We start from the raw sequence: 26,908 nt of genomic DNA, 5'->3' as shown, positions 1-26,908 counted from the left end.
CATGGCCACTCAGGAGACCCTCGTCCTCGTCAAGCCCGACGGCGTCGCCCGCAACCTCACCGGCGAGATCCTCCGCCGCATCGAGGCGAAGGGCTACTCCCTCGTCGACGTGAAGCTCGTCGAGGCCGACCGCGAGCTGCTCGCCGCGCACTACGCCGAGCACGAGGGCAAGCCCTTCTACGAGCCGCTCGTCGAGTTCATGGAGAGCGGCCCGATCGTCGCCCTGCGCATCGCGGGCGACCGTGTGATCGAGGGCTTCCGCGCCCTCGCCGGCACCACCGACCCGACCACGGCCGCTCCCGGCACCATCCGAGGCGACCTCGGCCGCGACTGGGGCCTCAAGGTCCAGCAGAACCTCGTGCACGGGTCCGACTCCGAGGAGTCGGCCGCGCGCGAGCTCGGCCTCTGGTTCGCCTGAGCCCCTCGGCCGCCTGCCTCTGACGACGTCCGTCAGAGGTAGGCGAGCACGTTCAGCCTCACCTGCGCGATCACCGCGATCAGCAGGTAGCAGAGCAGCGTGATGAACGGGACCCAGCCGTAGGCGGCACCGGCGAAGCGGCGCACCCCGGCGGGGACGGGGAACACGCCCTCACGGAGGTTGCGGAGCGTCACCAGCCAGAAGCCCGGGATGACGACGGCCCAGGTGAGCATGCACCAGGGGCAGAGCGTTCCGAGCGCGAAGACGCTCGTCGCGATGAGCCAGCCCACGAACACCAGGGCCAGCAGGAAGCCGACGTTGAAGGCCGCCCAGAACCACCGGTCGAACCGGGCGCCCGCGAGCAGGCCCAGCCCCACCACGATCGGCGCGATCCAGGCCGCCAGGCCGATGAGAGGGTTCGGGAAGCCGAAGACCGCGCCCTGCGCCGAGTTCAGGTTCGCACTGCACTGCACGAGCAGGCTGAAGTCGCAGCCGAGGCCCGCATCCGGGTTCTCGAGAGCGGCGAACTTGTCGTTCGTGAGGGCGAAGGCGGCGGTCCAGCCGATCACGCCGAGGACGATCAGCAGGACGGCGAAGAGGACGGGGCGCTGCTGGGTGGGGGCGTCGCGCACCCCGGGATCGCTGGACACCGGGGGATTATGGCACGCGCCGGATCGGCGCCTCTGGGAATGCGTGCGATAATCGGAGCCGTCGGTCCGGGGAACCCCGCATCGACGCGAAGAAGGTTTACCGGGCGAGTACCGGGCCACAGGAGATCGACAGCGTTCCGCGAATGGACGCGCCGGATCTCCGCTCCGCCGGGAGTCGACCGCAGGTCGCACCGCGGGGGAGCGCGTGTCGGATAGTCAGTTCCGAGTGTGCAGCTGCAACCGGAGTCCCGCGCCACGAGCGCGACGGGACCGGGGGAGCGGAAGGATTCGCGGCGGGCCGAGGCCCCTCGCACGAGAGAAGCATCCGGGAAGACGACGCGGCGGACGACCCGGCCGAGGAGTGCACCAGGAATGGTGGAAGACAACAGTACGAGCGGATCCGATCCGGACCGCGACGAGCCCCGCAGCGGGGCCAGGAAGATCAGCCGCCTCTTCGGTGGCCGCCGGGCGAGCCGGCGGACCGAGTCGAGCGCGCCAGCGACAGGGGAGACGATCATCGACAGCAACGAGACCGACCAGACCGGAGTCGAGGGCACCGAGCTGCCCGAGACCGGGAGCGCCGCGGAGGCGGCCGAGCCGTCGACGTCGACGGGCGCGGTGTTCTTCAACGCCCTGCCGCAGACCCCGGGTGCCGAGCAGGAGGAGCCGCGACGGCCCGCACTGCCGAGCCCGTCGCTGCTGTTCCAGGCGCCGGTCCTGCCCGACTACGTCGAGCTGGCTCCGCTGCCTCCCCGCGGTGCGCCGCTGGGCGTCCAGGAGGAGCGCGAGAGCCCGGCCGAGGAGCAGGGCTCCGTCCGCCGCCGCTCGCGCCGCCGCAGCGGCGAGAGCGAGAGGTCCGGCTCCGACGACCCCGAGAACACCGTCGTCCGGGTCCGCCAGCCGCGCGAGCAGCGCGAGGCCCGCGAGCCCGAGCTCATCACCGAGCCGCAGCGCATCAAGGGCTCGACCCGCCTCGAGGCCAAGAAGCAGCGCCGCCGCGACGGCCGCGACGCCGGCCGGCGCCGCACGGTCGTCACCGAGTCCGAGTTCCTCGCCCGCCGGGAGGCCGTCGACCGCGTCATGGTCGTCCGCTCGAAGGAGGACAGCATCCGCATCGGCGTGCTCGAGGACGGCGTCCTCGCCGAGCACTACGTCGCCCGCTCGCAGGAGGCGTCGCTCATCGGCAACGTCTACCTCGGCCGCGTGCAGAACGTCCTCCCGAGCATGGAGGCCGCCTTCGTCGACATCGGACGCGGGCGCAACGCCGTGCTCTACTCCGGCGAGGTCGACTGGGACGCCGCGAACAACGCCGGCGGCCCCCGCCGGATCGAGCTCGCGCTCAAGCCCGGCGACCGGGTCCTCGTCCAGGTCACGAAGGACCCCGTCGGCCACAAGGGCGCCCGTCTCACGAGCCAGATCTCGCTCCCCGGCCGCTACCTCGTCTACGTGCCCAACGGTTCGATGAACGGCATCTCGCGGAAGCTCCCGGACACCGAGCGCGCCCGCCTGAAGAAGATCCTCAAGGAGGTGCTGCCCGAGAACGTGGGCGTCATCGTCCGGACCGCGGCCGAGGGCGCCACGGAGGAGCAGCTGACCGTCGACGTCGAGCGCCTGACCGCGCAGTGGACGGCTCTCAGCGCGAAGGCCGCGACCGGGCAGGCTCCCGCTCTCCTGCACAGCGAGCCGGACCTGCTGATCAAGATCGTCCGCGACGTCTTCAACGAGGACTTCGAGAAGATGGTCATCGCCGGCGACGACGCCCGCGAGACCATCGAGCTCTACCTCAGCCAGGTCGCACCCGATCTGCTCGAGCGCGTCGAGGTCTACACGGGTGAGAAGGACGCGTTCGACGAGTTCCGCATCACGGAGCAGATCGAGAAGGCGCTGGAGCGCAAGGTGTGGCTGCCCAGCGGCGGCTCGCTCGTGATCGACCGCACCGAGGCGATGACGGTGGTCGACGTCAACACCGGCAAGTTCGTCGGCTCGGGCGGGAACCTCGAGGAGACGGTCACGAAGAACAACCTGGAGGCGGCCGAGGAGATCGTCCGCCAGCTGCGCCTGCGCGACATCGGCGGCATCATCGTCGTCGACTTCATCGACATGGTGCTCGAGTCCAACCGCGACCTCGTGCTCCGCCGCCTGGTCGAGTGCCTGAGCCGCGACCGGACGAAGCACCAGGTCGCCGAGGTCACCTCGCTCGGCCTCGTGCAGATGACCCGCAAGAAGCTGGGCCTGGGCCTGCTCGAGACCTTCAGCGAGAACTGCGAGATCTGCGCCGGGCGCGGCGTCATCGTCCACCACGACCCCGTGCTCAAGCACCGGTCGACCGCCGCTCCGCAGCAGGAGCAGCGCCGCCGGGGCAAGGGCGGCGAGCAGCAGCCCGCCGCCTCCGGGCGCTCGAACGGCGGGCAGAACGGGCAGGGCGCGCCGGCGACCAAGCCGATCAGCACCCACGCCATCACGGACGACGCGAAGAACGCGCTCGCGCAGATCGCCGCCAGCACCATCCACCCCCAGGCCGTGCGCCAGGCGGCGGAGGAGGCGGCCGCGCTGGTCGAGGACGCCGCCGAGACCGTCGAGGCCCAGGCGCCGGAGGAGTCCGCGACGGCACCCGAGGAGCAGCCGTCCGAGCCGAGCCGTCGCGGCGAGCGTCCCGCCCGGGGTGAGCGCCGTCGTCGCAGCCGCGACCGCGAGCCGCGCCAGGAGGCCGCCGAGACGGCGGCCGTCGAGCCGGCTCCCGTCGAGACCCCGGTCGAGAAGGAGATCGAGCCGGCCGCTGCCGCGCCGATCCTCGACATCCCGATCGCGCCGGTCACGCCTCCGCGCCGCGTCCGCAGCGAGGTCGCCGAGCACCTGCTCGACTCCGTGCTCGACGCTCTGCCGGCCCCGAAGCAGCCCGGCCAGGGCCGTGCGAAGAGCCGCCGCGTCACGACGGCCGCGCTCACCGGAGTCGCGGTCATCCCCGAGCAGACCCCGCGCCGCGCCGACCAGTAGCGCGACCCGGTGTCAGGAGGGCCCGGTGCCCGGCGAGAGCCGGCGCCGGGCCCTCTCGGCGTCCCGGTCGCGACCGCGGACGCGGAGCCCGCTCCGCCTCAGCCGCTCGACCAGCTCCCGCGCGCCGACGAGGACCGCGCCCGCGGCGACGAGCTCGTCGATCCGCTCCTCGGGCACGTCGTAGTGGTCCAGGTCGAAGCCGCGCTCGGGCACGCCGAGACGGCGCGCGAAGTCGTGGAGCTCCTCGAGCGAGACGTCGCTCACGAGGTGCGCCCACAGCCGGCCGTGCGCCGGCCAGCGCGCGGCGTCGACGAGGATGGCCATTCCCCGATCGTAGGCGGCGCGCCGTCCGTCCACGCGCCTCCTCCTCGACTATCGTGACGGGGTCGCCGGTCGGGTGGACACGGCTTCGCAGTCGTGTGCGTTTGACCGTGGAGCGCGGATCCCGTACTCTTGACCGTTGGTGTGGCGCGATCCATGTGCTCACGCAGATTTCCGTTGTCGCTCCGCCCCTCACGGGGCGTGGGCCGCGGTGCCGGTTCCCTCGTGTCGTGAGGAGACGGGTACGAACCGGAAGACCGGGGCTCAGCCCCGTCCCTACAAGCCCCGGACGAGGCCTCCGCTCCGTCCAGACGAGAAACAGGTACGAGAAGTGGTTTACGCAGTTGTGCGCGCCGGCGGTCGGCAGGAGAAGGTCGAGGTCGGCACCATCGTGACGATGGACCGCGTCAAGGCCGACGAGAACGGCACCGTGCAGCTTCCTGCCGTGCTGCTCGTCGACGGTGAGTCGATCACCTCGGACGCGGCGACCCTCGCGGGCGTCACCGTCACCGCCGAGGTGCTCGAGGACCTCCGTGGTCCGAAGATCATCATCCAGAAGTTCAAGAACAAGACCGGTTACAAGAAGCGCCAGGGGCACCGTCAGGACCTCACGCGCGTCAAGGTCACTGGCATCAAGTAGTCCTGCAAAGGAATTGAGCTGACCTGCGGAGCGAGCCATCGCACTGCAGGGCAACAGCACGGGGCTGCGGCCCCCCGGTCTCGAGGAGATGAGAAATGGCACACAAGAAGGGCGCGAGCTCCACTCGCAACGGTCGCGACTCGAACGCGCAGCGTCTCGGCGTCAAGCGCTTCGGCGGCCAGGTCGTGAACGCGGGCGAGATCATCGTCCGCCAGCGCGGCACCCACTTCCACCCCGGCGCGAACGTCGGACGCGGTGGCGACGACACCCTGTTCGCCCTCTCGGCGGGCGCTGTCGAGTTCGGCAGCAAGGGCGGCCGCAAGGTCGTCAACATCGTGGCGGCCGCCCAGTAGGGTCGACCTCCTCGGCCGCACAGGCACAGGACGCAAGGGGCGGGCTTCGGCTCGCCCCTTGCGCGTTTACCGGGGCACAGCCCCCCGGCGCCGGCATCCCGGCGCCGCACGCACTCACGGACGGATTCACACCATGGTCACCTTCGTCGACAACGTCACGCTGCATCTGCGTGCCGGCCACGGCGGCAACGGCTGCGTCTCCGTCCGTCGCGAGAAGTTCAAGCCGCTCGCCGGCCCCGACGGCGGCAACGGCGGGCACGGGGGCGACATCGTCCTCGTCGCCGACCCGCAGACGACGACGCTGCTCGCCTACCACCGCCACCCGCACCGCAGCTCCGAGAACGGCGGTCCCGGCATGGGCGACCACCGCGCGGGCGGGAACGGCGAGCTCATGGAGCTCCCCGTCCCGGTCGGCACGGTCGTCAAGTCGCCGGACGGCGACCAGCTGATCGACATGGACGAGCCCGGCCTCCGGTTCGTCATCGCTCCGGGCGGGCAGGGCGGGCTCGGCAACGCCTCGCTCGCCACCACGAAGCGCAAGGCGCCCGGCTTCGCGCTGCTCGGCACGCCGGGCTGGGAGGGCGACGTCGTCCTCGAGCTGAAGACCGTCGCGGACGTCGCGCTCGTCGGGTTCCCTTCGGCGGGCAAGTCGAGCCTCGTCGCGGCGATCTCGGCGGCCAAGCCGAAGATCGCGGACTACCCGTTCACGACCCTCGCGCCCAACCTCGGCGTCGTGCAGGCGGGGGAGTCGCGGTTCACCGTCGCCGACGTGCCCGGTCTCATCGAGGGCGCGAGCGAGGGCAAGGGCCTGGGCCTGGAGTTCCTCCGCCATGTCGAGCGCTGCACCGCGCTCGTCCACGTGCTCGACTGCGCCACGCTCGAGCCCGGCCGCGACCCGCTGACCGACCTCGACATCATCCTCGGGGAGCTGGCGGCGTACCCCGTCGGCGACGGACAGGTGCCGCTGATCGAGCGGCCGCAGCTGATCGCGCTCAACAAGGTCGACGTGCCCGAGGCCCAGGAGCTGGCCGACTTCGTCCGGGCCGACCTCGAGGGCCGCGGCTACCGCGTGTTCGAGATCTCGACGGTCAGCCACTCGGGACTCCGCCAGCTGACGTTCGCCCTCGCCGAGATCGTCGAGAAGCACCGCCTCGAGCTCGCCGCCGTGCCGCGGGTGGAGCGCATCACCATCCGCCCCCGCGCCGTGGACGAGAAGGACTTCGAGATCCGGGTCGAGGGCGGCTCGTACGGCAACGTGTACCGGGTCCTGGGCACCAAGCCCGTGCGCTGGGTCGCGCAGACCGACTTCACGAACGACGAGGCCGTCGGCTTCCTCGCCGACCGCCTGGCCAAGCTCGGAGTCGAGAACGGCCTGTTCTCGGCTGGAGCGGTCGCCGGCTCCACCGTCGTCATCGGCCCCGGCGACGGCGTCGTCTTCGACTGGGAGCCGACCCTCACCTCGACGGCCGAGCTCATCACCGCGCCCCGCGGAACGGACCTCCGCCTCGAGGACAACCGGCGCAAGACCCGCAACGAGCGTCGCGAGGACTACTTCGAGCGGATGGACGCCAAGGCCGAGGCCCGCGCGGAGCTCGAGCGCGAGCGCCAGGGCGGCGTCTGGCGCGTCGCCGACGAGGGCGACGGCACGGAGGCCGGCGAGGAGAGCTGACTCCCGCCGCCGGGGTCGTCTGCCTCTACACTGGCCGGATGCCGCAGACGACCCCCGACAGCAGTGCGCTGACCGAGCGGTTCGCCGCTTCCCGCGTCGCGTCGCGCTCCCTCCGCAGTGCGACCACCGACCTCAAGAACCGGGCTCTGCTCGCCATCGCCGACGCGGTACGCTCGAGCGCCGAGCGCGTCGTCCCGGCGAACGAGCTCGACCTCCAGCGGGGCCGCGAGAGCGGGATGAGCGCGGGCCTGCAGGACCGCCTCCGCCTCGATGCGGCGCGCCTGGGGTCCCTCGCCGACGCCGTCGTCGCGGTCGTCGGGCTCACCGATCCGGTCGGGCAGACGGTGCGGGGATCGAACTTGCCCAACGGCGCCTCCCTCACCCAGGTGCGGGTCCCGTTCGGCGTGGTCGGAGCGATCTACGAGGCGCGCCCGAACGTCACCATCGACATCGCGGCGCTCGCCCTCAAGAGCGGGAACGCCGTGATCCTGCGCGGAGGCTCGGCCGCGGAGAACACGAACCGCGTCCTGGTGGAGCTGCTGCAGGAGGCCGTCGCCTCCGTCGGGCTGCCCGCCGAGCTGGTGCAGACGGTCGACGACCACGGCCGCGAGGGCGCGAAGGCCCTCATGCGAGCGCGCGGCTACGTCGACGTCCTGGTGCCGCGGGGGAGCGCGGGCCTCATCGAGTCGGTCGTGACCGAGTCGACGGTCCCTGTGATCGAAACGGGCGCCGGAGTCGTCCACGTCTTCCTCGACGCCAGTGCCGACGAGCAGTGGGCCGTGGACATCGTCCACAACGCCAAGGTGCAGCGTCCGAGCACCTGCAACGCCCTCGAGACCCTCCTCGTCCACCGTGACGCCGCCGAGCGCCTCCTCCCGCCCGTGCTCGGCCGGCTCGCGGAAGCGGGAGTGACCGTGCACGGCGACGAGCGCGTCGCGGCGCTCTGGCCCGACGCGGTGCCCGCCACCGACGAGGACTGGTCGGCGGAGTACTACTCGCTCGACGTCGCCGTCGCGATCGTCGACGACCTAGAGGCCGCGATGGCCCACATCGACCGGTACTCCACCCACCACACCGAGTCGATCGTGACGAACGACCTCCGAAGCGCCGAGCGCTTCCTCGCCGAGGTCGACTCCGCGGTCGTGATGGTCAACGCCTCCACCCGCTTCACCGACGGCGGGGAGTTCGGGTTCGGCGCCGAGGTCGGCATCTCGACGCAGAAGCTGCACGCTCGGGGCCCCATGGGCCTTCCCGAGCTGACCAGCGCGAAGTGGCTGCTGCGCGGCGCGGGACAGGTCCGCGCCTAGCGCCCGGACCGGCGATCCGCCGTCGAGCGGCGTCCGGGTAGACTCGTCGGAGCCCCGCCGGGGCGACCACGACCTCCAAGGAGCACTGCATGTCCCTCGCGACGACCGTCCTCGCCGAAGCAGCGGCCCACACGGAGCTGCCGTTCCCCCCGATCGTCTTCGGCCTGATCGCCGCCGTCGCCTTCACGGCCCTCGGCTTCGTCACCTGGAGCTACCGCGACGTGGCGAACCGCCACTCGCACAAGACCGGCGCCGGCTCCCACGACCAGCACGGTCACGGACACTAGGCGGGGAGCCCAGCGATCGTGACGTCCGCCGCGAGCGGAGGCCCGCGGCGTCCGCGCATCGGCGTGATGGGCGGCACCTTCGACCCGATCCACCACGGTCACCTGGTCGCCGCCTCCGAGGTGGCCCAGTCGTTCGACCTGGACGAGGTCGTCTTCGTGCCCACCGGCCAGCCGTGGCACAAGAAGACGGTGACCTCCGCCGAGCACCGGTACCTGATGACGGTGATCGCGACGGCGTCGAACCCGCGCTTCACCGTCAGCCGCGTCGACGTGGACCGGATCGGCACGACCTACACGATCGACACCCTGCGGGACATCCATGCCGCGCACCCCGACGCCGAGCTGTTCTTCATCACCGGCGCGGACGCGGTCGCTCAGATCCTGAGCTGGAAGGACTACGACGAGCTGTGGGAGCTGGCCCACTTCGTCGCCGTCAGCCGGCCGGGGCACGTCCTCAATGTTTCGGGATTGCCGGCCCAGGACGTATCCTTGTTGGAGATTCCGGCACTGGCGATCTCCTCGACCGACTGTCGGAGCCGCGTCAACCGGGGTCATCCGGTCTGGTACCTGGTTCCCGACGGTGTCGTCCAGTACATCTCGAAGCACCACCTGTATCGGAGCACGTCATGACAGTTCAGCCCGAGGAGAAGCCGCTCACCCGGCGCGAGATCCGCGAGCGCGAGAGGCGCGAGGCCGGTGCGGCCACGACCGCCGCTGTTCCGACGACGTCCCGCCGGGCTGCCACCGCGACCGCCACCACCGCCGGCGACATGCCGGTGCTGACCCCCACCCAGGCCCTGCGGATCACCCCCGTCGAGCCGAGCCCCGCGAGCGAGCCCGACCTGCGCACCTCCTCGATGGAGATCGTCGCCACCGAGAACGCCACGGGCCGCCAGCTGACCCGTCGGGAGCTGCGCGCACTGCTGGCGCAGCAGCAGGCGGAGAAGGTCGCCGCCGCACCGGAGGCGGAGCCGCCCGCCGACGAGGAGCGGTCCGACGACGAGCGCTCAGACGACGTCGAGGGCGCCCTCGAGCGCGCCTCGGCGCTCCCGCCGACCGGGGCGGTCCCCGTGATCGAGGCGGCCGACGAGTCCCGTGATGCGGAGCCGGTGCCCGAGGGCGCAGCGGAGCAGGAGCCGGAGGGCGACGAGTTCGTCGTCACCGAGGACGCCCCCGAGGCGTCCGAGGAGGAGGCGGACGAGTCCGCCACCGATGCGACCGCGGACGCCGACGCGGCCGAGGTGCACGAGGCCGAGATCGAGAGCTCCTCCTCCGACGACGAGACGCCGTCCGCGGACGCCTCCGACGAGCGGGACGCGGACGACGAGCAGCCGACGGCCGGCGAGCAGCCCGAGCAGCCGCACCTGAACACCGCGCTCTTCGCGTCGGTGGGCGGATCCCTCGACATCGCCGACGAGAAGGCCACCGAGATCACCGGGAGCTTCGAGCCGCCGATCGAGCACCTCGCCATCACCGAGGAACTCGACAGCAAGTCGAAGGAGGAGGTGGACGCCTCGTTCGACTCCCTCATCGCGAGCGGAGTCGCCGCCACCGGTGCCGTCACCACCACCAACGCGCTGATCCTGCCGACCACGGGCCCCGGCGCGACAGTCGGCACGGACACGGGGGAGATCCTCGTCACCGGCTCGTTCGACCTCCCGCGCAGCCTCGGCTCCACGGGCCAGCACCCGAACCTCTACGACTCGCCCGATGTGGACCGCTACGTCGACCGCATCGACCGCGAGCAGCCCGTCGGCGAGTCCGAGCCGGTCCGGGCGTCCAGCGCCGTCTCCACCCACGCCGCCGGCACCTCGATGATCGCGCCGCAGAAGCGCGCCGGCGTGAGCGTCCCGGTGGTCCTCGCGATCACCGCGGCCGTCCTGCTGGTCGGCGCGATCGCGCTGTTCATCGGCGGCTTCGTGCTCAACATCTTCTGATCTCCACCACCGACACTGAAGGCTTCATGACTGCGACCGATTCCGCCCGCGCCCTGCTCCAGCTCGCGGCCACCGCCGCCGACTCCAAGGGCGGTGAGGACCTCGTCGCCCTCGACGTCTCGGGGCCGCTGCCGCTGGTCGACATCTTCCTCCTCGCCACCGGCCGCTCCGAGCGCAACGTGGTCGCGATCGCGAACGAGGTGGAGGACCGCCTGAACGATTCCGGCGCCAAGCTGCTGCGCCGCGAGGGCCGTGCGGAGGGCCGCTGGATCCTCCTCGACTTCGGCGACCTCGTCGTGCACGTCTTCCACGAGGAGGACCGCATGTACTACTCGCTCGAGCGCCTCTGGAAGGACTGCCCAACGGTGCCGTTCACCCTCGAGCAGCCTGTCGCCGTCGACTCGTCGACGTCCTCGAACTGACGAACACGCCCGGCGACAGCGCTCGATTTCACTTCACGCGAATCGTGTTGTAGTTTATTCGAGTTGCTTCCGCCGGGCGGAGACAGCGAAAGACAGCACGAAGCAAGACAGAACACAACATGGGTCCGTGGCGCAGCTGGTAGCGCACCTGCATGGCATGCAGGGGGTCAGGGGTTCGAATCCCCTCGGATCCACCGAACAGGTCCGCACTCCTCCGGGAGTGCGGACCTTCGTCGTTCCCTGCGTTAGAGGGTCCGGCGCCGTCCTGTCCGGCGCCGTCCTGTCCGGCGCCGTCCTGTCCGGCTCAGGCCGGCGCGGCCAGCCATGACCGTGCCCGTCCGGCCACCGGGTCCCCCTGCTGGTCACGCGCGGGTCGGCCCGACCGGCTCCACATGGCCGCCGCATCCGGCGAGGAATCCGGAGAGCTCGCCCCACGCGTCCTCCCCGATCGTGGTGCCCGGGCGCCGTGCGAGATCGGCCAGAGCGTCCGTCAGCTCGTCGACTCCCGTCAGGATCCTCGTCCGTGCCGCTCCCGTGCCCTCCCATCCGGGCGCGTACGTCCTGACGTCGGGGTGGCTGTAGAGCACGGCCGTCTCGAACCACGGCGTGGGCAGACCGTTCAGGGCCAGGTGCTCCTTGAGCCGCGCGGCCTGGATCCGGACCTGCCGGGCGGGGACGTGCTGCTCGACATGCGTGCGCACCGTCCACCGCGACACCGTCCCCGGTGCGATCTGAACCGCGAAGGCCTCGGGCAGGGCGTCCTCGTCGAGGAGGACGCCGTAGGAGGGGTGGACGGTACCGGGTCGCACGCCGTCGAAGACGACCCCCTGCCAGTACTTGGCCTCGATGATGAGCGCGCCGTGCCGGGTGAGCAGCAGATGGTCGATCTGCGCGAGGAAGCGGCGCGTCGTGCGCGCGTCGACCGGTACGAAGACGACGTTCGTGGCGAGGACGCCGGACAGCCCCGCCGAGGCGCACGCCTCCCGGATCAGGGTGTGCGAGACGGCCTCGCTGCTCCAGGTCCTGGCGAGCGCGTCACGGGTCTGCTCGACCTCCTCCTGCGCCGTCTCGAGCTCGGTCCGACTGAGGTCGCGCTCGGCGTCGCGCGCGCGCGTCAGTGCCTTGAGCGCCGCCTCGTGGCTCCGGTCGCGCTCGGCAATCGTGCGCTTGTGCTCCTCCGTGGCCTCCTCCGCGGCCTGCTCCGCCGCCGCTCTCGCCGCAGTGCGCCGTCGGCGGCCGGCGACGACCGTGATGAGAAGGGCCAGGAGCAGGGCGGCCGCGACGGCCCAGGGGAGGTACTCGTTCATGGTCCCCAGGCAAGCACGGACCACCGACCGTGCGCCGCGACGGCTCCCGATCACGCCGCTCGGCGGACCGGTCGCGGTGCGCTCGCTCGTGCCCGGCCCGGACGTCTTCGTCGGCGTCCGCCTGCGCGCGCGGCGGAGACGCCGACCCTGCGCCGGCCGATCGCGCAGGCGGAGCCCTACCGCCGCCTGGCGGACGCGATGCGCGACCAGCACGAGGTCCGGCTGACCGGCGTCGAGGGCACGCTGCTGGGCTTCGTCGGCCCGCAGCCGTTCCAGGGGATCAGCGTCGCCGGCCTGCACACGCACGTCGTCGACACCACCGGCGGGATCGGCGGCCGCGTGCTCGCCGCCTCCGGAGTCGCGGGCCTGATCGAGATCGAGCGGTACAGCGGCATCACCGTCCGCGTGCCGGAGTCGGACGACCACCTGCGAGCCGACCTCGACGCGGCGGCCGACGCAGACGCCGCGATCCGCGCCGTGGAGACCGACCACCCGCGCTGAGCGGCCCTACCCTGGACGCATGCCCTCACTGCGCGACATCCACGCCGTCATCGACCGTCTCTGGCCGGAGGCGGCCGCCGAGAGCTGGGACGCGCCCGGCCTGGTCACCGGCGACCCCGACGCCGCGGTGGAGCGGATCCTGCTCACGGTCGACGTGGTCTCCGACACCGTCGCGGAGGCCGTCGACGGCGGATACCAGCTCCTGGTCGCGCACCACCCGCTGCTGCTGCGCGGCGTCACCTCGATCGCCGAGGACGGCTACAAGGGCCGCCTGCTCGCGGACCTCATCCGGGGCGGCTGCGCACTGATCTCGGCCCACACGAACGCCGACATCGTCGCGGACGGGGTCTCGGACGTGATCGCCACCCGCCTCGGCCTGACCGGCGCGACTCCGCTCGTCCCGGGCGCCGACCCGTCGGTCGGGCTCGGCCGAGTGGGGGACCTGCCCGAGGAGGTGACGCTCGGACGCCTGGCCGGAGCCGTGGCCGAGCTCCTGCCGGCCACCGCAGGGGGAGTGCGGGCCGCGGGCGCCTACGAGACGCCCGTGCGCCGCGTGTCGCTCTGCGGGGGAGCGGGGGACTCCCTCCTGGACGCCCCCGCCGTCCGCACGAGCGACGTCTTCATCACCGCCGACCTCCGGCACCACCCGGCCTCCGAGGCGCGCGAGAAGGCCCTGCACGGCACCGGGCCCGCCCTCATCGACGTCTCGCACTGGGCGAGCGAGTGGCTGTGGCTCGACGTCGCCGCGACCGCGCTGCGGGAGGCCCTGCCCACGGTCACCGTCGAGGTGAGCGAGACCCGCACCGACCCGTGGGATTTCGCGATCGTGCACTGACCCGCCGCGGGCACGGGAGAATGGACGCGGCGCGCCCGTACTGCGCGCCGGGAACGAGGACCGCCACGTGAAAGCCAGCCCCGCACACCAGCGCGAACTCCTGACTCTGGCGAGTCTGGACACGAGGGGCGCGCAGCTCCGCCACGCCCTCGCGACGCTCCCGCAGATCGCGCGGATCCAGGCGATGCAGGCCCGCGACAACGAGACTCGCCGCTCCCTCGCCGAGCGCACAGGGCGCCTCGAGGACGTGCGCACCGAGCTCGGGCGCATCGAGTCCGACGTCAGCGTGGTCGAGAAGCGGCTCACCCGCGATCGCGACCGCCTGCAGACCGCCTCCGCGGCCAAGGACATCGCCGCGCTCGAGAGCGAGATCACCTCCCTCGTGAAGCGACGGGGAGACCTCGAGGACATCGAGCTGACCCTGATGGAGCGGATCGAGGGCATCGAGTCCGAGGTCGCCGCGGCTCAGGCCGAGCGCGACGAGGTCGTCGCCTCGCTCGGGACCCTCGCCGAGGAGCGCGACGCGCAGGCCGAGAAGCTCCGCGACAAGCAGGAGGCGCTCGCCCGGGACCGGGCGGACCTGGTGACGACCCTTCCGGAGGACCTGGTCGAGCTGTACGAGAAGCAGCGCGCCCGCTACGGAGTCGGCGCGGCCCTCCTCCGCGGGAAGGTGTCGGAGGGGAGCGGCGTGGCCCTCACCGAGTCGGACCTCTCCTGGATCCGCGCCTCCGCTCCCGACGAGGTCGTCCTCTGCCCCGACAGCGGCTGCATCCTGGTGCGCGGCGAGGAGTCCACCCTCGCCTGAGCCGTACACTGGACGGGCGAACGGGCCGGCAAGACGGTCGCGTCACCGCGGCGAGAGCCGTGGTGCCGAGGAACGTCCGGGCTCCGCAGAGCAGGGCGGTGGGCAACACCCACCCGGGGCGACCCGCGAGACAGTGCCACAGAGAACAGACCGCCGTCGGCTCCGGCCGGCGGTAAGGGTGAAACGGTGGTGTAAGAGACCACCAGGGGCCGGAGTGATCCGGTCCGCTCGGTAAACCTCGCCCGGAGCAAGGTCAGACAGAGGACGATGCGGCTGCTCGTCGGGTCCTCGGGTAGACCGCTGGAGGGTCACGGCGACGTGGCTCCGAGAGAGATGGCCGTCCAGCGCCCGCCGAGAGGCGCGGCGTGAACAGAACCCGGCGTATCAGCCGACCCCTTCGCCACGAGATGCCCCGCCCCGGCGGGGCATCTCGCGTCTCCGCCGGTCGCCGAGCTCGCGCTCCCGCCCGCAGGCAGCGCGACGGCCTGCCGTGGCGGTTCCCGGGTCTCGATACATCCTTGCGCCGCCACTCGACAGGACTGGCGTGGTCCATCTCTCGCGCTGCCTCCTGCGGACGAAGCGGTGCAGCACGACGTCCGGCAGGCGACGGTGCCGGAGGGCGGTCCTGAGACGCCGTTGCGGATCGACCCCGAGGACCAGGTGCCCCCGCCCCCGTCCTGGCTCACCGCGACCACTGAACCCTGAAAGTCTGATCACGTCCGTCCGCCGTGGCGCCACTCACGAGGCGAACCGGCGAAACGCGTGCCGGCGTTTCGCCGTAGCCGTCCGCACCCCGCTCCCCGGATCGCGTCACCTCCCGAGGCCGACCGCGCCTCGGCGGGCGGGGACCGTCGAGGAAAAAGACTCAGCCCCGCCCTGCGAGCGCGGCCGCGCCGAGGATGCCGGCGTTGTTGCGGAGCGCCGCCGGGATGATCGGGGTGCGCAGGTCGAGCAGCGGGAGGAACTCGTCGTGGTGCTTGGAGATGCCGCCGCCGACGATGAAGAGATCGGGCCAGAGCAGCGCCTCGAGGTGGGAGTAGTAGCGCTGCAGGCGCTTCGCCCAGTGCTTGTAGTCGAGGTCGTCGCGCTCCTTGGCGGCGAACGAGGCCTTCTTCTCGTAGTCGCCGCCGTGGATCTCGAGGTGGCCGAGCTCGGCGTTGGGGATGAGGATCCCGTCGTGGATCTGCGCCGTCCCGATGCCGGTGCCGAGGGTGGTCATGATGACCAGGCCCTTCTTGTCCTTCGCCGCTCCGAAGCGCGACTCGGCGTAGCCCGCCGCGTCGGCGTCGTTGACGAAGAAGATGTTCCGGCCGATCGCGTCCTCGAAGAGCTTCTCGGCCTCGAGGCCGATCCACTCGTCCGACACGTTCGCCGCAGACATCGTCCGTCCGTGGACGACGACGGCGGGGAAGCAGATGCCGACCGGGGTGTCCGAGGGCAGGTCCGGGATCTTCTCGAGGATCTGCTGGACGGTGGCGACGATGTCCTTCGGCGTGCCGCCCGGGGGAGTGGCGAGCTTCATCCGGTCGCTGAGCAGAGTGCCCGCGGCCAGGTCCACCGAGGCCCCCTTGATGCCCGTTCCCCCGATGTCGATCCCGATGGCGGTCGCCGCAGCAGTCATAGCGGCCATGCTAGCGAAGGGCGGGGGTGCGGACCGACGCGGGCTGCGGCGTAGGATCGCGGCATGGCTGACGGCGACGCGAACTCCTGGTGGTACAACCTCAAGGCCGGCACGGTGGAGCAGGGATTCGTGTCCCCCTCCGTCGACCGGGTGGGACCCTTCTCCTCTCGCGAGGAGGCGGAGCACGCCCTCGAGCGGCTGCACGAGAACAGCCGCAAGTGGGCCGAGGAGGACGCCGCCGAGGACCGCTGACCGCGGCTACTCGTAGCTGTGCTCGGCGCCGGGGTAGGCGCCGGACTCCGGCTACTCGTAGCTGTGCTCGGCGCCGGGGTAGGCGCCGGACTCCACGTCGTCCCGGTACGCGGTGACCGCTCCGGTGAGCACGCCGCGCAGATCCGCGTACTGCTTCACGAAGCGGGGGATGCGGCCGGTGGTGAATCCGGCGAAGTCCGTCCACACGAGCAGCTGTCCGTCGACGTGCGGTCCCGCTCCGACTCCGATCGTCGGGATGCGCAGCTCCTCCGTCACCTGACGTGCCGCGTCCGCGGGCACCATCTCGAGGACGACGGCGAACGCCCCGGCCTCCTGGACGGCTCGTGCGTCGGCGAGCAGCTGCTCGATGCCCTCGCCGCGCCCCTGGACCATGTGGCCGCCGAGCCCGTGCTCGCTCTGGGGCGTGAAGCCGATGTGCGCCATCACGGGGACGCCCGCCTCGACGATGCGCCGGATCTGCTCGGCGGAGCGGACCCCGCCCTCGAGCTTCACCGCGTGCGCGTGCGTCTCCTTCATGAAGCGGAACGCCGTGTGCAGCGCGTCGTCGGCACCCGACTCGTAGGAGCCGAAGGGCATGTCGGCGACGACGAAGGCGCGCTCGACGGCTCCGGCGACGGCACGCGCCAGCGGGATGAGCTCGTCGACGGTGACGGGCAGAGTGGTGTCGTAGCCGAGCACCGTGTTGCCGGCGGAGTCGCCCACGAGGAGGAAGTCGATCCCGGCGTCGTCGAAGATCTTCGCCGTCAGCTGGTCGTAGCTGGTCAGCCCGGTGATGCGGACACCGGAGTCCTTCGCGTTCTGGAAGTGGCGGGTTCGAACGCGTTTCACGGGCTGCGCTGACATGGGCGCCAGTCTACGGCGCGCCTCGGGCGCCCCGCGGGCCCCGGTCGGAGGCAGTAGCCTGAGGGTCGAAACAGGAGGGGTCTGGATGGACAAGCAACGGGACTTCGTTCTTCGCACCATTGAAGAGCGAGGGATCAAATTCGTTCGCCTCTGGTTCACCGACGTCGTCGGCACGCTGAAGTCGGTCGCGATCGCGCCGGCCGAGGTGGAGGGCGCGTTCGCGGAGGGGCTCGGCTTCGACGGCTCCGCCATCGAGGGCCTCACCCGCTCCTTCGAGGCCGACGTCCTCGCGCATCCGGACCCGTCGACCTTCCAGATCCTCCCGTGGCGCGGAGAGATCGACCCGACGGCGCGGATGTTCTGCGACATCACCACGCCGGACGGCCAGCCCGCCGTCGCCGACCCGCGCAATGTGCTCAAGCGCACGCTGGCGAAGGCGGCCGAGCGCGGGTTCACCTTCTACACGCACCCCGAGATCGAGTTCTACCTCCTCAAGTCGTCGTCCTTCGGCGCCGAGGGTCCGGAACCGGTCGACTCCGCCGGGTACTTCGACAACGTCCCCGGAGGCACGGCGCACGACTTCCGCCGCCGCTCCGTGCGCATGCTGGAGGATCTGGGCATCTCGGTCGAGTTCAGCCACCACGAGGCGGGCCCCGGCCAGAACGAGATCGACCTCCGCTACGCGGACGCGCTGACGACGGCCGACAACATCATGACCTTCCGCACCGTGATCAAGGAGGTGGCGATCGAGCAGGGCGTCTACGCGACGTTCATGCCGAAGCCGCTCTCCGGGCACCCCGGCTCGGGCATGCACACGCATCTCTCGCTCTTCGAGGGCGACGTGAACGTGTTCTACGAGCAGGGCGCCCAGTACCAGCTCTCGAAGCTCGGCCGCCAGTTCATCGCGGGCCTGCTCAAGCACGCCCCCGAGATCACCGCCGTGACGAACCAGTTCGTCAACTCCTACAAGCGGCTCTGGGGCGGCGACGAGGCGCCCAGCTACGTCTCGTGGGGCCACAACAACCGGTCCGCCCTCGTGCGCGTCCCGCTCTACAAGCCGAACAAGGGGCAGTCCTCGCGCATCGAGTACCGGGCGCTGGACTCCGCGGCGAACCCCTACCTGGCGTACTCGCTGCTCCTGGCGGCCGGGCTCAAGGGCATCGAAGAGGGCTACGAGCTCCCGGCCGAGGCCGAGGACAACGTGTGGGCTCTCTCGGACGCGGAGCGCCGGGCGCTCGGCTACGGCGCCCTGCCCGCCAGCCTCGACCGCGCCATCTCGCTGATGGAGGAGTCCGAGCTCGTGGCCGAGACGCTGGGCGAGCAGGTGTTCAACTTCGTGCTGCTCAACAAGCGGAAGGACTGGGCCGAGTACCGCGCCCAGGTCACGCCGTACGAGCTGCGCAGCAACCTCGAGATGCTCTGACGCCTCGGCCATGCCCCGCGAACGCTCCCTCCGCGATGTCGCACGCCTCGGCTTCGCCGCGCTCGGCGAGACCGGGGCACGGCTGGCCGAGGCGGAGGAGCTGGCCGGGCGGCAGCTCGAGTCGGTGCTGCCCTCCTTCGCCCGGGTGGCGGACCCGGACGAGGCGCTGCTCGCTCTGATCGACCTGCTGCGGCGGCACCGCGACCGCATGGACGCGGTCCTCGCCGACGACGAGGCACTGACCCGGCTGCTTCTGGTGGTGGGGGCCTCCTCCGGCCTCGCCGACTTCCTCCAGCGCCGGCCCGACGAGCTGGCCAGCGTGCTCGAGCCGGTGCGCACGCTCCCCGGGCGCGCCGGGATGAAGGCCGAGCTGCTCGAGTCGGTCGGCGCCGTCGACGGCTTCTCGTCGCTCCGGGAGGAGGCGGGCTGGACGGCGCTGCGCGTCCGGTACCGCCGCCTCCTCACCAGGATCGTCGTCCACGATCTGAGCCAAGCCGACCCCGTCGCGGCGATCGACCGGGTGACGAGGGCGCTGGCCGACCTCGCCGGAGCCGCGCTGGAGGCGTCCCTCGCCGTGGCGCGGACCGAGCTGGTCGAGGGCACGGGCCCAGGCCGCTTCGGCCGGGACGAGGTCGCCGCCACCCGCTTCGCCGTCATCGGCATGGGCAAGGCGGGAGCGTCCGAGCTCAACTACGTCAGCGACGTCGACGTGATCTTCGTCGCCGAGGGCGACCCGGAGAAGGAGCTGACGAACGCCCGTGCGATCGACGTCGCCACCCGGCTCGCCGTGCTCCTCATGCGCGGGACCTCTGCGCTGGCGATGGAGCCGGAGCTCTGGGAGGTCGACCCGAACCTGCGCCCGGAGGGCAAGCAGGGCGCGCTCGTGCGCACCCTCGAGTCGCACATCACCTACTACGACCGGTGGGCGAAGAGCTGGGAGTTCCAGGCGCTGCTCAAGGCGCGTCCGCTCGCCGGCGACCAGGAGCTGGGGCGGGCGTACGTCGACGCGGTCGCGCCCAAGGTCTGGTCGAGCGCCTCCCGCGAGAACTTCGTCGAGTCGGTGCAGCGGATGCGGGAGCGGGTCACCGAGAACATCCCGCAGAACGACGTCCACTACCAGATCAAGCTCGGGCCCGGCGGCCTGCGCGACATCGAGTTCACGGTGCAGCTGCTTCAGCTCGTCCACGGGCAGACCGACGACGAGATCCGCATGCCCGGGACTCTCCTCGCCCTGGGCGCCCTCGCCGACCGCGGGTACATCGGCCGCTCCGCCGCCGAGGAGTTCGCGCAGGACTACCGGGCACTCCGGCTGCTCGAGCACCGCCTCCAGCTGCGGCGCCTTCGGCGTACGCACCTGATGCCGCGGGACGAGCACGAGCTGCGGACCCTCGCCCGCTCCAGCGGGCTCGCCCGCACGGCGGAGGAGCTGCTGAGCGTCTGGAACGGGATCAAGCACCGCGTCCGGGGCCTGCACGAGCGCCTGTTCTACCGTCCGCTGCTCTCCGCGGTCGCCGCGCTCTCCGACGGCGGTGCCGAGCTGTCCACCGGCCAGGCGGAGGCGCGCCTCGCCGCCATCGGCTTCGCAGACGCCCGCGGGGCGCTCGGTCACATCGCCGCGATGACCTCGGGCGTCTCGCGCCGCGCGAGCATCCAGCGCCACCTCGTGCCGGTGATGCTGCAGTGGTTCGCCGACGGACCGGACCCCGACTACGGCCTGCTCGCGTTCCGGCGCCTCAGCGACGCACTGGGCGGGACGCCCTGGTTCCTCCGGATGCTGCGCGACTCGTCCGGAGCCGCCAAGCGGCTCACCACGGTGCTCTCCGGATCGCGCTTCGTCGGCGAGCTGCTCGACCGCATCCCGGAGTCGGCGGCCTGGCTCGAGGACGACGACGCCCTCCGCCCCCGCAGCGCCGCCCAGCTCGCCGAGGAGGTGCGCGCCGTGCTCGCCCGGCACGAGACGCCCGACGCGGTCGCCTCGGTCCTCCGCTCGATGCGCCGGCGCGAGGTGCTGCGGACCGCCATGGGTGGCGTGCTCGGCCTCAGCTCGATCGAGGAGATCGCGACCAGCCTCACCGACATCATCAGCGCACTGCTGGGCGGCGTGCTCGCCGCCATCCGGCGCGGCAGTGCGGCCCGGCCCGGCGCCGACGCGGAGTTCGCGATCATCGGCATGGGCCGGTACGGAGGGGCGGAGCTGGGGTTCGGCTCCGACGCCGACGTGATGTACGTCCAGCGACCCGGCACCGCCGAGCCGCACCAGGCCCAGCTCTACTCGCAGTTCGTCGTCGCCGAGCTGGTCCGGCTCACGGAGGACTCCCGCCTGCCACTCGACCTCGACGCCGACCTGCGGCCCGAGGGCAAGAACGGGCCCCTCGTGCGCTCCCTCGACTCCTACCGCGCCTACTACGCCCGCTGGTCGCTGACGTGGGAGGCGCAGGCGCTGCTCCGGGCGCGGGGAGTAGCGGGGGACCAGGCGCTCATCGAGGACTTCGAGGAGCTGGCCGACGGGGTCCGCTACCCGGGAGCGGTCTCCGACCGTGACATCCGCGAGGTGAAGCGGATCAAGGCACGGGTCGAGAGCGAGCGTCTGCCGCAGGGCGCCGACCCGCGCCGTCACCTCAAGCTCGGCCGCGGATCGCTGAGCGACGTCGAGTGGCTGGTGCAGCTCCTCCAGCTGCAGCACGCGCGGCGGACCCCGGCGCTCCGGACGACCTCGACCCTCACCGCCCTCGCGGTCGCGGAGGAGGAGGGCATGATCGGCCCGCAGGACGCGGATCGGCTGCGCGCCGCGTGGATCCTCGCGTCCCGTGTCCGCTCGGGCACCACGCTCTGGGGCAACCGCACCAGCGACGTCCTCCCGACCGACCGCCGGCAGCTCGAGGGCGTCGCGCGCCTGCTCGAGTATCCGGCCGGGTCCGCGACGGCACTCGAGGACGACTACCTCGGCGTGACCCGCCGCTCCCGCGCGGTCTTCGAGCGCCTGTTCTACGGGCCGGCCGCGGGAGACGCTCCCTCCTACCGCTGACGCCCGCGCGCCGCGGACGGCGAAGGACCGCCCCTCCGAGGAGGAACGGCCCTTCGGCAGTGCTGCGGGATCAGACCCCGTAGTACAGCTCGAACTCGAACGGGTGAGGACGCTGCGCGAGGGGCTTGATCTCCTTCTCGCGCTTGTACTCGATCCAGGTGTCGATGAGCTCCTGAGTGAACACGCCGCCCTGGAGGAGGAAGTCGTGGTCGGCCTCGAGGGCGTCGAGCGCCTCGCCCAGGGTCGCGGGGACCTGCGGGATGAGCTTCGCCTCCTCGGGGGGCAGCTCGTAGAGGTCCTTGTCGACCGGCTCGTGCGGCTCGATGCGGTTCTTGATGCCGTCGAGGCCCGCCATCAGCTGGGCGGCGAACGCGAGGTACGGGTTGCCGGAGGCGTCGGGCGCACGGAACTCGATGCGCTTGGCCTTCGGGTTCGTGCCCGTGATCGGGATGCGGATGGACGCGGAGCGGTTGCCGGCCGAGTAGACCAGGTTGACCGGCGCCTCGAAGCCCGGGATCAGGCGGTGGTACGAGTTGACCGTCGGGTTCGTGAACGCGAGGACGGCGGGGGCGTGCTTGAGCAGTCCGCCGATGTACCAGCGCGCGAGGTCCGAGAGACCGCCGTAGCCGTTCTCGTCGTAGAAGAGCGGCGTGCCGTCGTTCCACAGCGACTGGTGGGTGTGCATGCCCGAGCCGTTGTCGCCGAAGAGCGGCTTCGGCATGAACGTGGCGGTCTTGCCCCACTGCTCGGCCGTGTTCTTGACGATGTACTTGAACTTCAGGATGTCGTCCGCCGCGTGGACCATCGTGTCGAAGCGGTAGTTGATCTCGGCCTGGCCGCCGGTGCCCACCTCGTGGTGCGAGCGCTCGAGGATGAGGCCGGCGTCGATCAGCTTGAGGCAGATGTCGTCGCGGAGGTCGGCCTGCTTGTCGACGGGGCTCACCGGGAAGTAGCCGCCCTTGTAGGGCGTCTTGTTGCCGAGGTTGCCGCCCTCCTCGACGCGTCCCGAGTTCCAGGCGCCCTCGACCGAGTCGACGGAGTGGAACGCGGAGTTCTGCGTGATCTCGTAGCGGACGTCGTCGAAGATGTAGAACTCCGCCTCGGGGGCGAAGAACGCGGTGTCGGCGATGCCGGTCGACGCGAGGTACTTCTCGGCCTTCTTCGCGACCTGACGCGGGTCCTTGGAGTAGATCTCGCCGTTGCGCGGGTTGTAGATGTCGAAGACGAGGATCAGCGTGCGCTCGACGCGGAACGGGTCCACGTAGGCGGTGGTCACGTCAGGGATCAGCTGCATGTCCGATTCGTGGATGTTCGCGAATCCGCGGATCGAGGACCCGTCGAAGAGCTGACCGACGGAGAAGAACTCCTCATCGACAGTCGAGGCGGGGATGTTGAAGTGCTGCTGGACACCGGGGAGATCGGTGAACCGGATGTCGAGGAACTTGACGTCCGTGTCCTTGATGAACGAGAGCACCTCGGAAGAATCTTTAAACATGCAAAGGTCTCCAATGGCGTGACGGGGTGCTGCAGAGCGCAGCCGTTCCAGGGTAGTGACGGGGGGTTTCCCCACCGTGTCCCTGTTGTTTCCGACATGTTACGGGGCCGGTCCGGGGTCGGGCTCCACGTCGTCTGCCGGACCACCCGCTCCTCGGTCCGCTCCGAGACGCCGCGGATAGGATCGGAGGATGCCAGCCGCCGACCGCAGGACCTTCGCCGACGCCGCCCCGAGCTCGTACCCGGGGGAGCGTCTCGGCCTCCCCCGAGAGGGCCGCCTCTCGGTCGGACGGTCCGGCCGCCGCATCGCCGCCCTGGCCGTCGACTTCGCCGTCGCCGCTCTGCTGTCGCTCGCGTTCTTCGACTACGACCGCTGGGCGAGCCTGCTGCTGTTCGTCCTGCTGCAGGTCGTCTTCATCCCCACCATCGGCGGCAGCATCGGGCACCGCCTGCTCGGGATGCGCGTCATCCGTCTCGGCGGGGGCTGGGTCGGCGTGTGGCGCCCGATCGTGCGCTCTGTGCTGCTGGCCGTGCTGGTGCCGGCGCTCGTCTGGGACTCGGACCAGCGCGGCTTCCACGACAAGGTGGCCGGGACGGTTCTCGTCCGCTACTGACTCGCGCCGCAGACGCGACAGGCCGGCCGGGAGAGATCCCGACCGGCCTGTCGCGTCGTGCGTCAGCGCGATCGCTGAGGGCGCACCTTGAAGGGGTCGACGCCCTTCGGGATGGGCAGCGACGTGTTGAGCGAGGAGAGCCGGTTCTTCACCGCGAGGACCTCGGCCTTGGTGAGGACCTTCTTCGTCTTCGAGAGGCGGCTCGGCACCTTGTGCAGCGGAGTCGCATCGGCGTCGGAGCCGACGTGCACGAAGGTGACGGGGACGTTCGGCAGGATCCGCGACACCTTGCGCCGCTCGTCCTCGAGCATGCGCTTGGTCCGGGAGGCGGGGCCCTCCGCGATCAGCACGACGCCTCCGCGGCCGACGGCGCGGTAGACGGCGTCCTGGGTCTTACCGTTGACGGCGACGGGCATCTCGCCGCCGGTCCAGGTGCCGCGCAGTCCGCTTCGCAGGACGGCGCCGACCGCGCCGGGCTGCCCGGCGATCTGCCCGTAGGCGGCGCGCTCGGCGCGACGCGAGAGCACGGCGAGTCCGGCGACCAGGCCGGCCATCACGCCCACGATGATCCACAGCGCGATCACGAAGCCGTTGCCGTTGCCGAGCAGGATGCCGAGGAGCACGCCGAGCAGGATCGGGAGCAGGAGCGCGAGGAGGATGATCCAGACGGCGCTGCTGTCGTAGCGGCGGGTCATCTGGAACACCTGCCACATCTGCTTGAGACGTCCGGGTTCCTTGACCGCCTTCGTCGACGGTTCCGTGCTGCGTGCCATGACGTCAAGGATACCGAGCGGGAGCGCGGCGGCGGACCCCGGACGCGGATCCGACTCCTCCACAGAGGGCACGTGCGCCGATCCGTCCACCGATCGGGATCGACGGGTGTCCTCCGCCCCGACCTGCGGTCAGGCTCGCCTCATGACGAGCAGCGGGACGGTCCAGGGCCGGAGGATCGGCGGAGTGCGGACGGGGAGGCGGCGGACGCCTGCGCCGAATGCCGCACCGCCGGCCGAGCGGACGATGCGGCCGCGGGAGGCCGAGGCGCTACAGGTGTCGGCGGTGGCTCGGCTCGCCGAGCACCGCCACCGCGAACGCATCGTCAGGGTGGAGTCGTCTCCGAGGAGGCGCATCGTCTCGACCGCCCCTCCCGTCGTCGCCACACTCGAGAGGTTCCTGCGGGTCGAGCGGGGGATCGCACTCGGCGCCGCGGTCACCCTCCTCGCCCCCGTGGTGGGCGCGGTCCGGTCGGCCGCGCTCGAGGGAGCATGGCTGGCTCCGACGACGGACGACATCGGCCTGACGGAGGAGGGTCGGCCGCTGGTGCTGCTGACGACGCCCGCCGTCCACACCCCGCGTGCGGCGCGCGACGCGCTGCAGCGGGTCCTGGAGCGCCTCGGAATGCTCTGCCCGGAGCTGCCGGTCGCCGCCCTCGCGCGGCACCGCGACCTGCTGGCGCTGGAGGGCAACCTCTACGGACTCGCTGATCCGCAGGGGATAGGCGAGGCGGTGCGGGCGCTGCCGACGTCCGGCGCGGATGCACGGGGTCGGGAGGCGGTGCCCGCTCCGGCTGCCCGGCACAGGCGGGTCCATCCGCTCGACGGCTGGCAGGACCGCCTCCGGGCGTTCGTCGTCCGGCGTCGGGGACCGCTCTCCGTCGGGACGGCGATCGTGCTGGGAGCGGTGCTCGCCGGTTCGCTCGCGGGCGGGCCCGATCGGCAGGTGCAGGATGCGGAGGCGTCGACCGCAGCCGCGCCCGTTCCGGCTCGGTCGGCTCCGCCGGCGGTGGCGACCGCGGCACCGCCGGCTCCGGTCGCGGCGACCTCACTCGACGCCGAGCAGGCGGCGGAGGTGCTGATCGACGCGGTGCGCGCGTGCGGGGACCGGGAGTGCGCCCGCGGTCTGGTCACGGCGGACTCGCCGCTCGGCGACGCAGCGGACGGCCCCGCCTCCGCTGTCCCGGCGACGGGGGAGGCGTCGGCCGTCCTCGTCGACGTGAACGGGGCATCGGCGGTCGTGCACCTCCGGACGGCCCCGGGGACGACAGCGGCCTCCGTCCTGATCATCAGGACGGAGGCCGGCTGGCTCATCCGCGACGTCTACACCGGAGCGGCCTCGTGAGAGGCGCGCTCAGGGGGAGCGTCTCAGATGCCGAGGTCGTTCTCGAACGAGCCCTCCTCGAGACGCTCCTTGATCGCGACCAGGAAGCGCGCCGCGTCGGCTCCGTCGACCGTGCGGTGGTCGTACGAGAGCGCGAGGAAGACGGTCGAGCGGATCGCGATGGCGTCAGCACCGTCCACCTGCACGACGGCCGGCTTCTTGGTGACGATGCCGGTGCCGAGGATCGCGGTCTGCGGCAGGAACACGACGGGAGTGTCGAACAGGGCCCCGCGCGAACCGGTGTTGGTCAGCGTGAAGGTGCCGCCGGCGAGCTCGTCGGGCTTCAGCTTGTTGTTGCGGGTGCGCTCGGCCAGGTCCCCGATGGTGGAGGCGATCTGCGCGAGGTTCAGCTCGGACGCGTTCTTGAGGACCGGGGTCAGCAGGCCGCGCTCGGTGTCGACGGCGATGCTGATGTTCTCGTGGTCCGGGTAGACGATCGACTCCCCGTCGAGGGTCGAGTTGATCACCGGGTAGGCCTTGAGCGCCTCCGCCGCCGCGAGGGCGAAGAACGGGAGGAAGGACAGCTTGGCGCCGGTCTTCTCCTGGAAGCTCTTCTTGACCGAGTCGCGGAAGCGGGCGACCGCCGTGACGTCGACCTCGATGACTGAGGTGAGCTGGGCGCTCGTCTGCATCGACTCGACGGCGCGCTGCGCGAGGACCTTGCGCAGGCGCGACATCGGCTGCGTGGTGCCGCGGAGGGGCGACGTCTCGAGCGGGGTGCGCGCGGCCTTGGCGGCTGCGGCGGCGGGCGCCGAGACCGGGGCGGCCGGAGCCGACTTGGCGGCCTCGACCGCGTCGAGGACGTCCTGCTTGCGGATGCGGCCGCCGACTCCGGTTCCCGTGAGGGTGGAGAGGTCGATACCGTTCTCGCCCGCGAGCTTGCGCACGAGCGGGGTGACGTAGCCGGGGTTGGAGTCGGTGGGCTCCGGGGAGGCGGTGGGCGCGGCGGCAGCGGGCGCAGGCGCGCCCACCGCCTCCCCGGAGCCCACCGACTCCAACCCCGGCTACGTCACCC

The 26,908-nt window shown here is 71.6% G+C and carries 25 protein-coding genes, 1 tRNA gene, 1 other RNA gene and 1 pseudogene; 20 read left to right on the top strand and 8 right to left on the bottom strand.

Going from position 1 to position 26,908, the window contains the following annotated elements; genetic code table 11:
* Position 1: 1 nt before the first annotated feature.
* Positions 2–418 carry a nucleoside-diphosphate kinase gene (gene ndk / locus C5B98_RS09435; protein WP_104223686.1) on the top strand — a complete coding sequence of 139 codons (417 nt, stop codon included), beginning with the start codon at positions 2–4 and terminating at the stop codon, positions 416–418.
* Positions 419–450: 32 nt separating this feature from the next.
* On the opposite strand, the gene C5B98_RS09430 is transcribed toward ndk, so the two are convergent.
* Positions 451–1,068 carry a vitamin K epoxide reductase family protein gene (locus tag C5B98_RS09430; RefSeq protein WP_244230638.1) on the bottom strand — a complete coding sequence of 206 codons (618 nt, stop codon included), beginning with the start codon at positions 1,066–1,068 and terminating at the stop codon, positions 451–453.
* A 372-nt stretch (positions 1,069–1,440) separates the two neighbouring features.
* Here C5B98_RS09430 and C5B98_RS09425 point away from each other — a divergent pair, with 372 nt between their 5' ends.
* Positions 1,441–4,062, top strand: a complete 2,622-nt coding sequence (locus tag C5B98_RS09425) for an Rne/Rng family ribonuclease (protein WP_104327684.1) — start codon at positions 1,441–1,443, stop codon at positions 4,060–4,062.
* 12 nt (positions 4,063–4,074) lie between these two features.
* On the opposite strand, the gene C5B98_RS09420 is transcribed toward C5B98_RS09425, so the two are convergent.
* Positions 4,075–4,386 (bottom strand): DUF4031 domain-containing protein, encoded by a 312-nt coding sequence (locus C5B98_RS09420; protein ID WP_104223683.1) that lies wholly within the window; start codon positions 4,384–4,386, stop codon positions 4,075–4,077.
* 328 nt (positions 4,387–4,714) lie between these two features.
* Between C5B98_RS09420 and rplU the strand changes: the two genes are divergently transcribed.
* The 9 genes from rplU to C5B98_RS09375 all read left to right on the top strand — a co-directional run bounded on the left by rplU (position 4,715) and on the right by C5B98_RS09375 (position 11,192).
* Positions 4,715–5,023 carry a 50S ribosomal protein L21 gene (gene rplU / locus C5B98_RS09415; protein WP_104223682.1) on the top strand — a complete coding sequence of 103 codons (309 nt, stop codon included), beginning with the start codon at positions 4,715–4,717 and terminating at the stop codon, positions 5,021–5,023.
* 95 nt (positions 5,024–5,118) lie between these two features.
* On the top strand, positions 5,119–5,376 hold the full coding sequence (rpmA, locus tag C5B98_RS09410; RefSeq protein WP_068209107.1) for a 50S ribosomal protein L27: 258 nt from the start codon (positions 5,119–5,121) through the stop codon (positions 5,374–5,376).
* Positions 5,377–5,509: 133 nt separating this feature from the next.
* Entirely contained in the window at positions 5,510–7,045 is a 1,536-nt protein-coding gene (gene obgE / locus C5B98_RS09405; RefSeq protein ID WP_104223681.1) for a GTPase ObgE, read from the top strand.
* Between the two features lie 38 nt (positions 7,046–7,083).
* Positions 7,084–8,352, top strand: a complete 1,269-nt coding sequence (locus C5B98_RS09400; protein WP_104327683.1) for a glutamate-5-semialdehyde dehydrogenase — start codon at positions 7,084–7,086, stop codon at positions 8,350–8,352.
* Positions 8,353–8,441: 89 nt separating this feature from the next.
* The gene (locus C5B98_RS09395; RefSeq protein WP_104223679.1) at positions 8,442–8,639 is read left to right on the top strand and encodes a hypothetical protein; all 198 of its coding nucleotides are present in this window, start codon (positions 8,442–8,444) and stop codon (positions 8,637–8,639) included.
* 18 nt (positions 8,640–8,657) lie between these two features.
* On the top strand, positions 8,658–9,269 hold the full coding sequence (gene nadD, locus C5B98_RS09390; protein WP_104223678.1) for a nicotinate-nucleotide adenylyltransferase: 612 nt from the start codon (positions 8,658–8,660) through the stop codon (positions 9,267–9,269).
* Entirely contained in the window at positions 9,266–10,576 is a 1,311-nt protein-coding gene (locus C5B98_RS09385; RefSeq protein ID WP_104327682.1) for a hypothetical protein, read from the top strand. Before nadD ends, C5B98_RS09385 begins: the two co-directional genes overlap by 4 nt.
* A 26-nt stretch (positions 10,577–10,602) precedes the next feature.
* Positions 10,603–10,998, top strand: coding sequence for a ribosome silencing factor (gene rsfS, locus C5B98_RS09380; protein ID WP_104223676.1), 396 nt, complete (start codon positions 10,603–10,605; stop codon positions 10,996–10,998).
* A gap of 121 nt (positions 10,999–11,119) precedes the next feature.
* Positions 11,120–11,192, top strand: a tRNA-Ala gene (locus C5B98_RS09375).
* A 168-nt stretch (positions 11,193–11,360) separates the two neighbouring features.
* Here C5B98_RS09375 and C5B98_RS09370 read toward each other — a convergent pair.
* Positions 11,361–12,305 carry a nuclease-related domain-containing protein gene (locus C5B98_RS09370; protein WP_146076945.1) on the bottom strand — a complete coding sequence of 315 codons (945 nt, stop codon included), beginning with the start codon at positions 12,303–12,305 and terminating at the stop codon, positions 11,361–11,363.
* 198 nt (positions 12,306–12,503) lie between these two features.
* Between C5B98_RS09370 and C5B98_RS17465 the strand changes: the two genes are divergently transcribed.
* The 4 genes from C5B98_RS17465 to rnpB all read left to right on the top strand — a co-directional run bounded on the left by C5B98_RS17465 (position 12,504) and on the right by rnpB (position 14,846).
* A complete protein-coding gene (locus tag C5B98_RS17465) occupies positions 12,504–12,806 on the top strand; it encodes an acetolactate decarboxylase (RefSeq protein WP_181065514.1) in 303 nt (100 codons plus the stop codon).
* 19 nt (positions 12,807–12,825) lie between these two features.
* Complete coding sequence (locus C5B98_RS09365; RefSeq protein WP_104327680.1) at positions 12,826–13,641, top strand: Nif3-like dinuclear metal center hexameric protein; 816 nt, start codon at positions 12,826–12,828, stop codon at positions 13,639–13,641.
* 67 nt (positions 13,642–13,708) lie between these two features.
* On the top strand, positions 13,709–14,446 hold the full coding sequence (locus C5B98_RS09360; protein WP_104226713.1) for a zinc ribbon domain-containing protein: 738 nt from the start codon (positions 13,709–13,711) through the stop codon (positions 14,444–14,446).
* 21 nt (positions 14,447–14,467) lie between these two features.
* Positions 14,468–14,846: RNase P RNA component class A (gene rnpB, locus C5B98_RS09355), an RNA gene on the top strand.
* Between the two features lie 465 nt (positions 14,847–15,311).
* On the opposite strand, the gene ppgK is transcribed toward rnpB, so the two are convergent.
* Positions 15,312–16,067: a polyphosphate--glucose phosphotransferase gene (gene ppgK, locus C5B98_RS09350; protein WP_104223672.1), complete on the bottom strand. Its 756-nt coding sequence runs from the start codon at positions 16,065–16,067 to the stop codon at positions 15,312–15,314.
* A 63-nt stretch (positions 16,068–16,130) separates the two neighbouring features.
* Here ppgK and C5B98_RS09345 point away from each other — a divergent pair, with 63 nt between their 5' ends.
* Positions 16,131–16,319 (top strand): SPOR domain-containing protein, encoded by a 189-nt coding sequence (locus tag C5B98_RS09345; protein ID WP_104223671.1) that lies wholly within the window; start codon positions 16,131–16,133, stop codon positions 16,317–16,319.
* A 51-nt stretch (positions 16,320–16,370) separates the two neighbouring features.
* Here C5B98_RS09345 and panB read toward each other — a convergent pair whose 3' ends face one another.
* On the bottom strand, positions 16,371–17,183 hold the full coding sequence (gene panB / locus C5B98_RS09340; protein ID WP_104223670.1) for a 3-methyl-2-oxobutanoate hydroxymethyltransferase: 813 nt from the start codon (positions 17,181–17,183) through the stop codon (positions 16,371–16,373).
* A gap of 85 nt (positions 17,184–17,268) precedes the next feature.
* Between panB and C5B98_RS09335 the strand changes: the two genes are divergently transcribed.
* Positions 17,269–18,606: a glutamine synthetase family protein gene (locus C5B98_RS09335; protein WP_068253236.1), complete on the top strand. Its 1,338-nt coding sequence runs from the start codon at positions 17,269–17,271 to the stop codon at positions 18,604–18,606.
* Between the two features lie 10 nt (positions 18,607–18,616).
* Positions 18,617–21,631, top strand: a complete 3,015-nt coding sequence (locus C5B98_RS09330) for a bifunctional [glutamine synthetase] adenylyltransferase/[glutamine synthetase]-adenylyl-L-tyrosine phosphorylase (protein WP_104223669.1) — start codon at positions 18,617–18,619, stop codon at positions 21,629–21,631.
* 70 nt (positions 21,632–21,701) lie between these two features.
* Here C5B98_RS09330 and glnA read toward each other — a convergent pair whose 3' ends face one another.
* The gene (glnA, locus tag C5B98_RS09325) at positions 21,702–23,126 is read right to left on the bottom strand and encodes a type I glutamate--ammonia ligase (protein WP_104223668.1); all 1,425 of its coding nucleotides are present in this window, start codon (positions 23,124–23,126) and stop codon (positions 21,702–21,704) included.
* Between the two features lie 190 nt (positions 23,127–23,316).
* On the opposite strand from glnA, the gene C5B98_RS09320 reads away from it, so the two are divergent.
* Entirely contained in the window at positions 23,317–23,739 is a 423-nt protein-coding gene (locus C5B98_RS09320; RefSeq protein ID WP_104223667.1) for an RDD family protein, read from the top strand.
* Between the two features lie 62 nt (positions 23,740–23,801).
* Here C5B98_RS09320 and C5B98_RS09315 read toward each other — a convergent pair whose 3' ends face one another.
* Entirely contained in the window at positions 23,802–24,512 is a 711-nt protein-coding gene (locus C5B98_RS09315; RefSeq protein ID WP_104223728.1) for a DUF4191 domain-containing protein, read from the bottom strand.
* Between the two features lie 283 nt (positions 24,513–24,795).
* On the opposite strand from C5B98_RS09315, the gene C5B98_RS09310 reads away from it, so the two are divergent.
* Complete coding sequence (locus tag C5B98_RS09310) at positions 24,796–25,854, top strand: hypothetical protein (protein ID WP_146076944.1); 1,059 nt, start codon at positions 24,796–24,798, stop codon at positions 25,852–25,854.
* 23 nt (positions 25,855–25,877) lie between these two features.
* Here the strand turns inward: C5B98_RS09310 and sucB are convergent.
* Positions 25,878–26,867, bottom strand: a pseudogene (gene sucB, locus C5B98_RS09305) (2-oxoglutarate dehydrogenase, E2 component, dihydrolipoamide succinyltransferase); the annotation flags it as partial.
* Positions 26,868–26,908 lie beyond the last annotated feature (41 nt).

The organism is Rathayibacter sp. AY1A5, from assembly GCF_002930875.1.
Classification (GTDB): Bacteria; Actinomycetota; Actinomycetes; order Actinomycetales; family Microbacteriaceae; genus Rathayibacter.
Note: the sequence above shows the minus strand (reverse complement) of the source record. Positions and strands in the feature narration are given on the sequence as shown.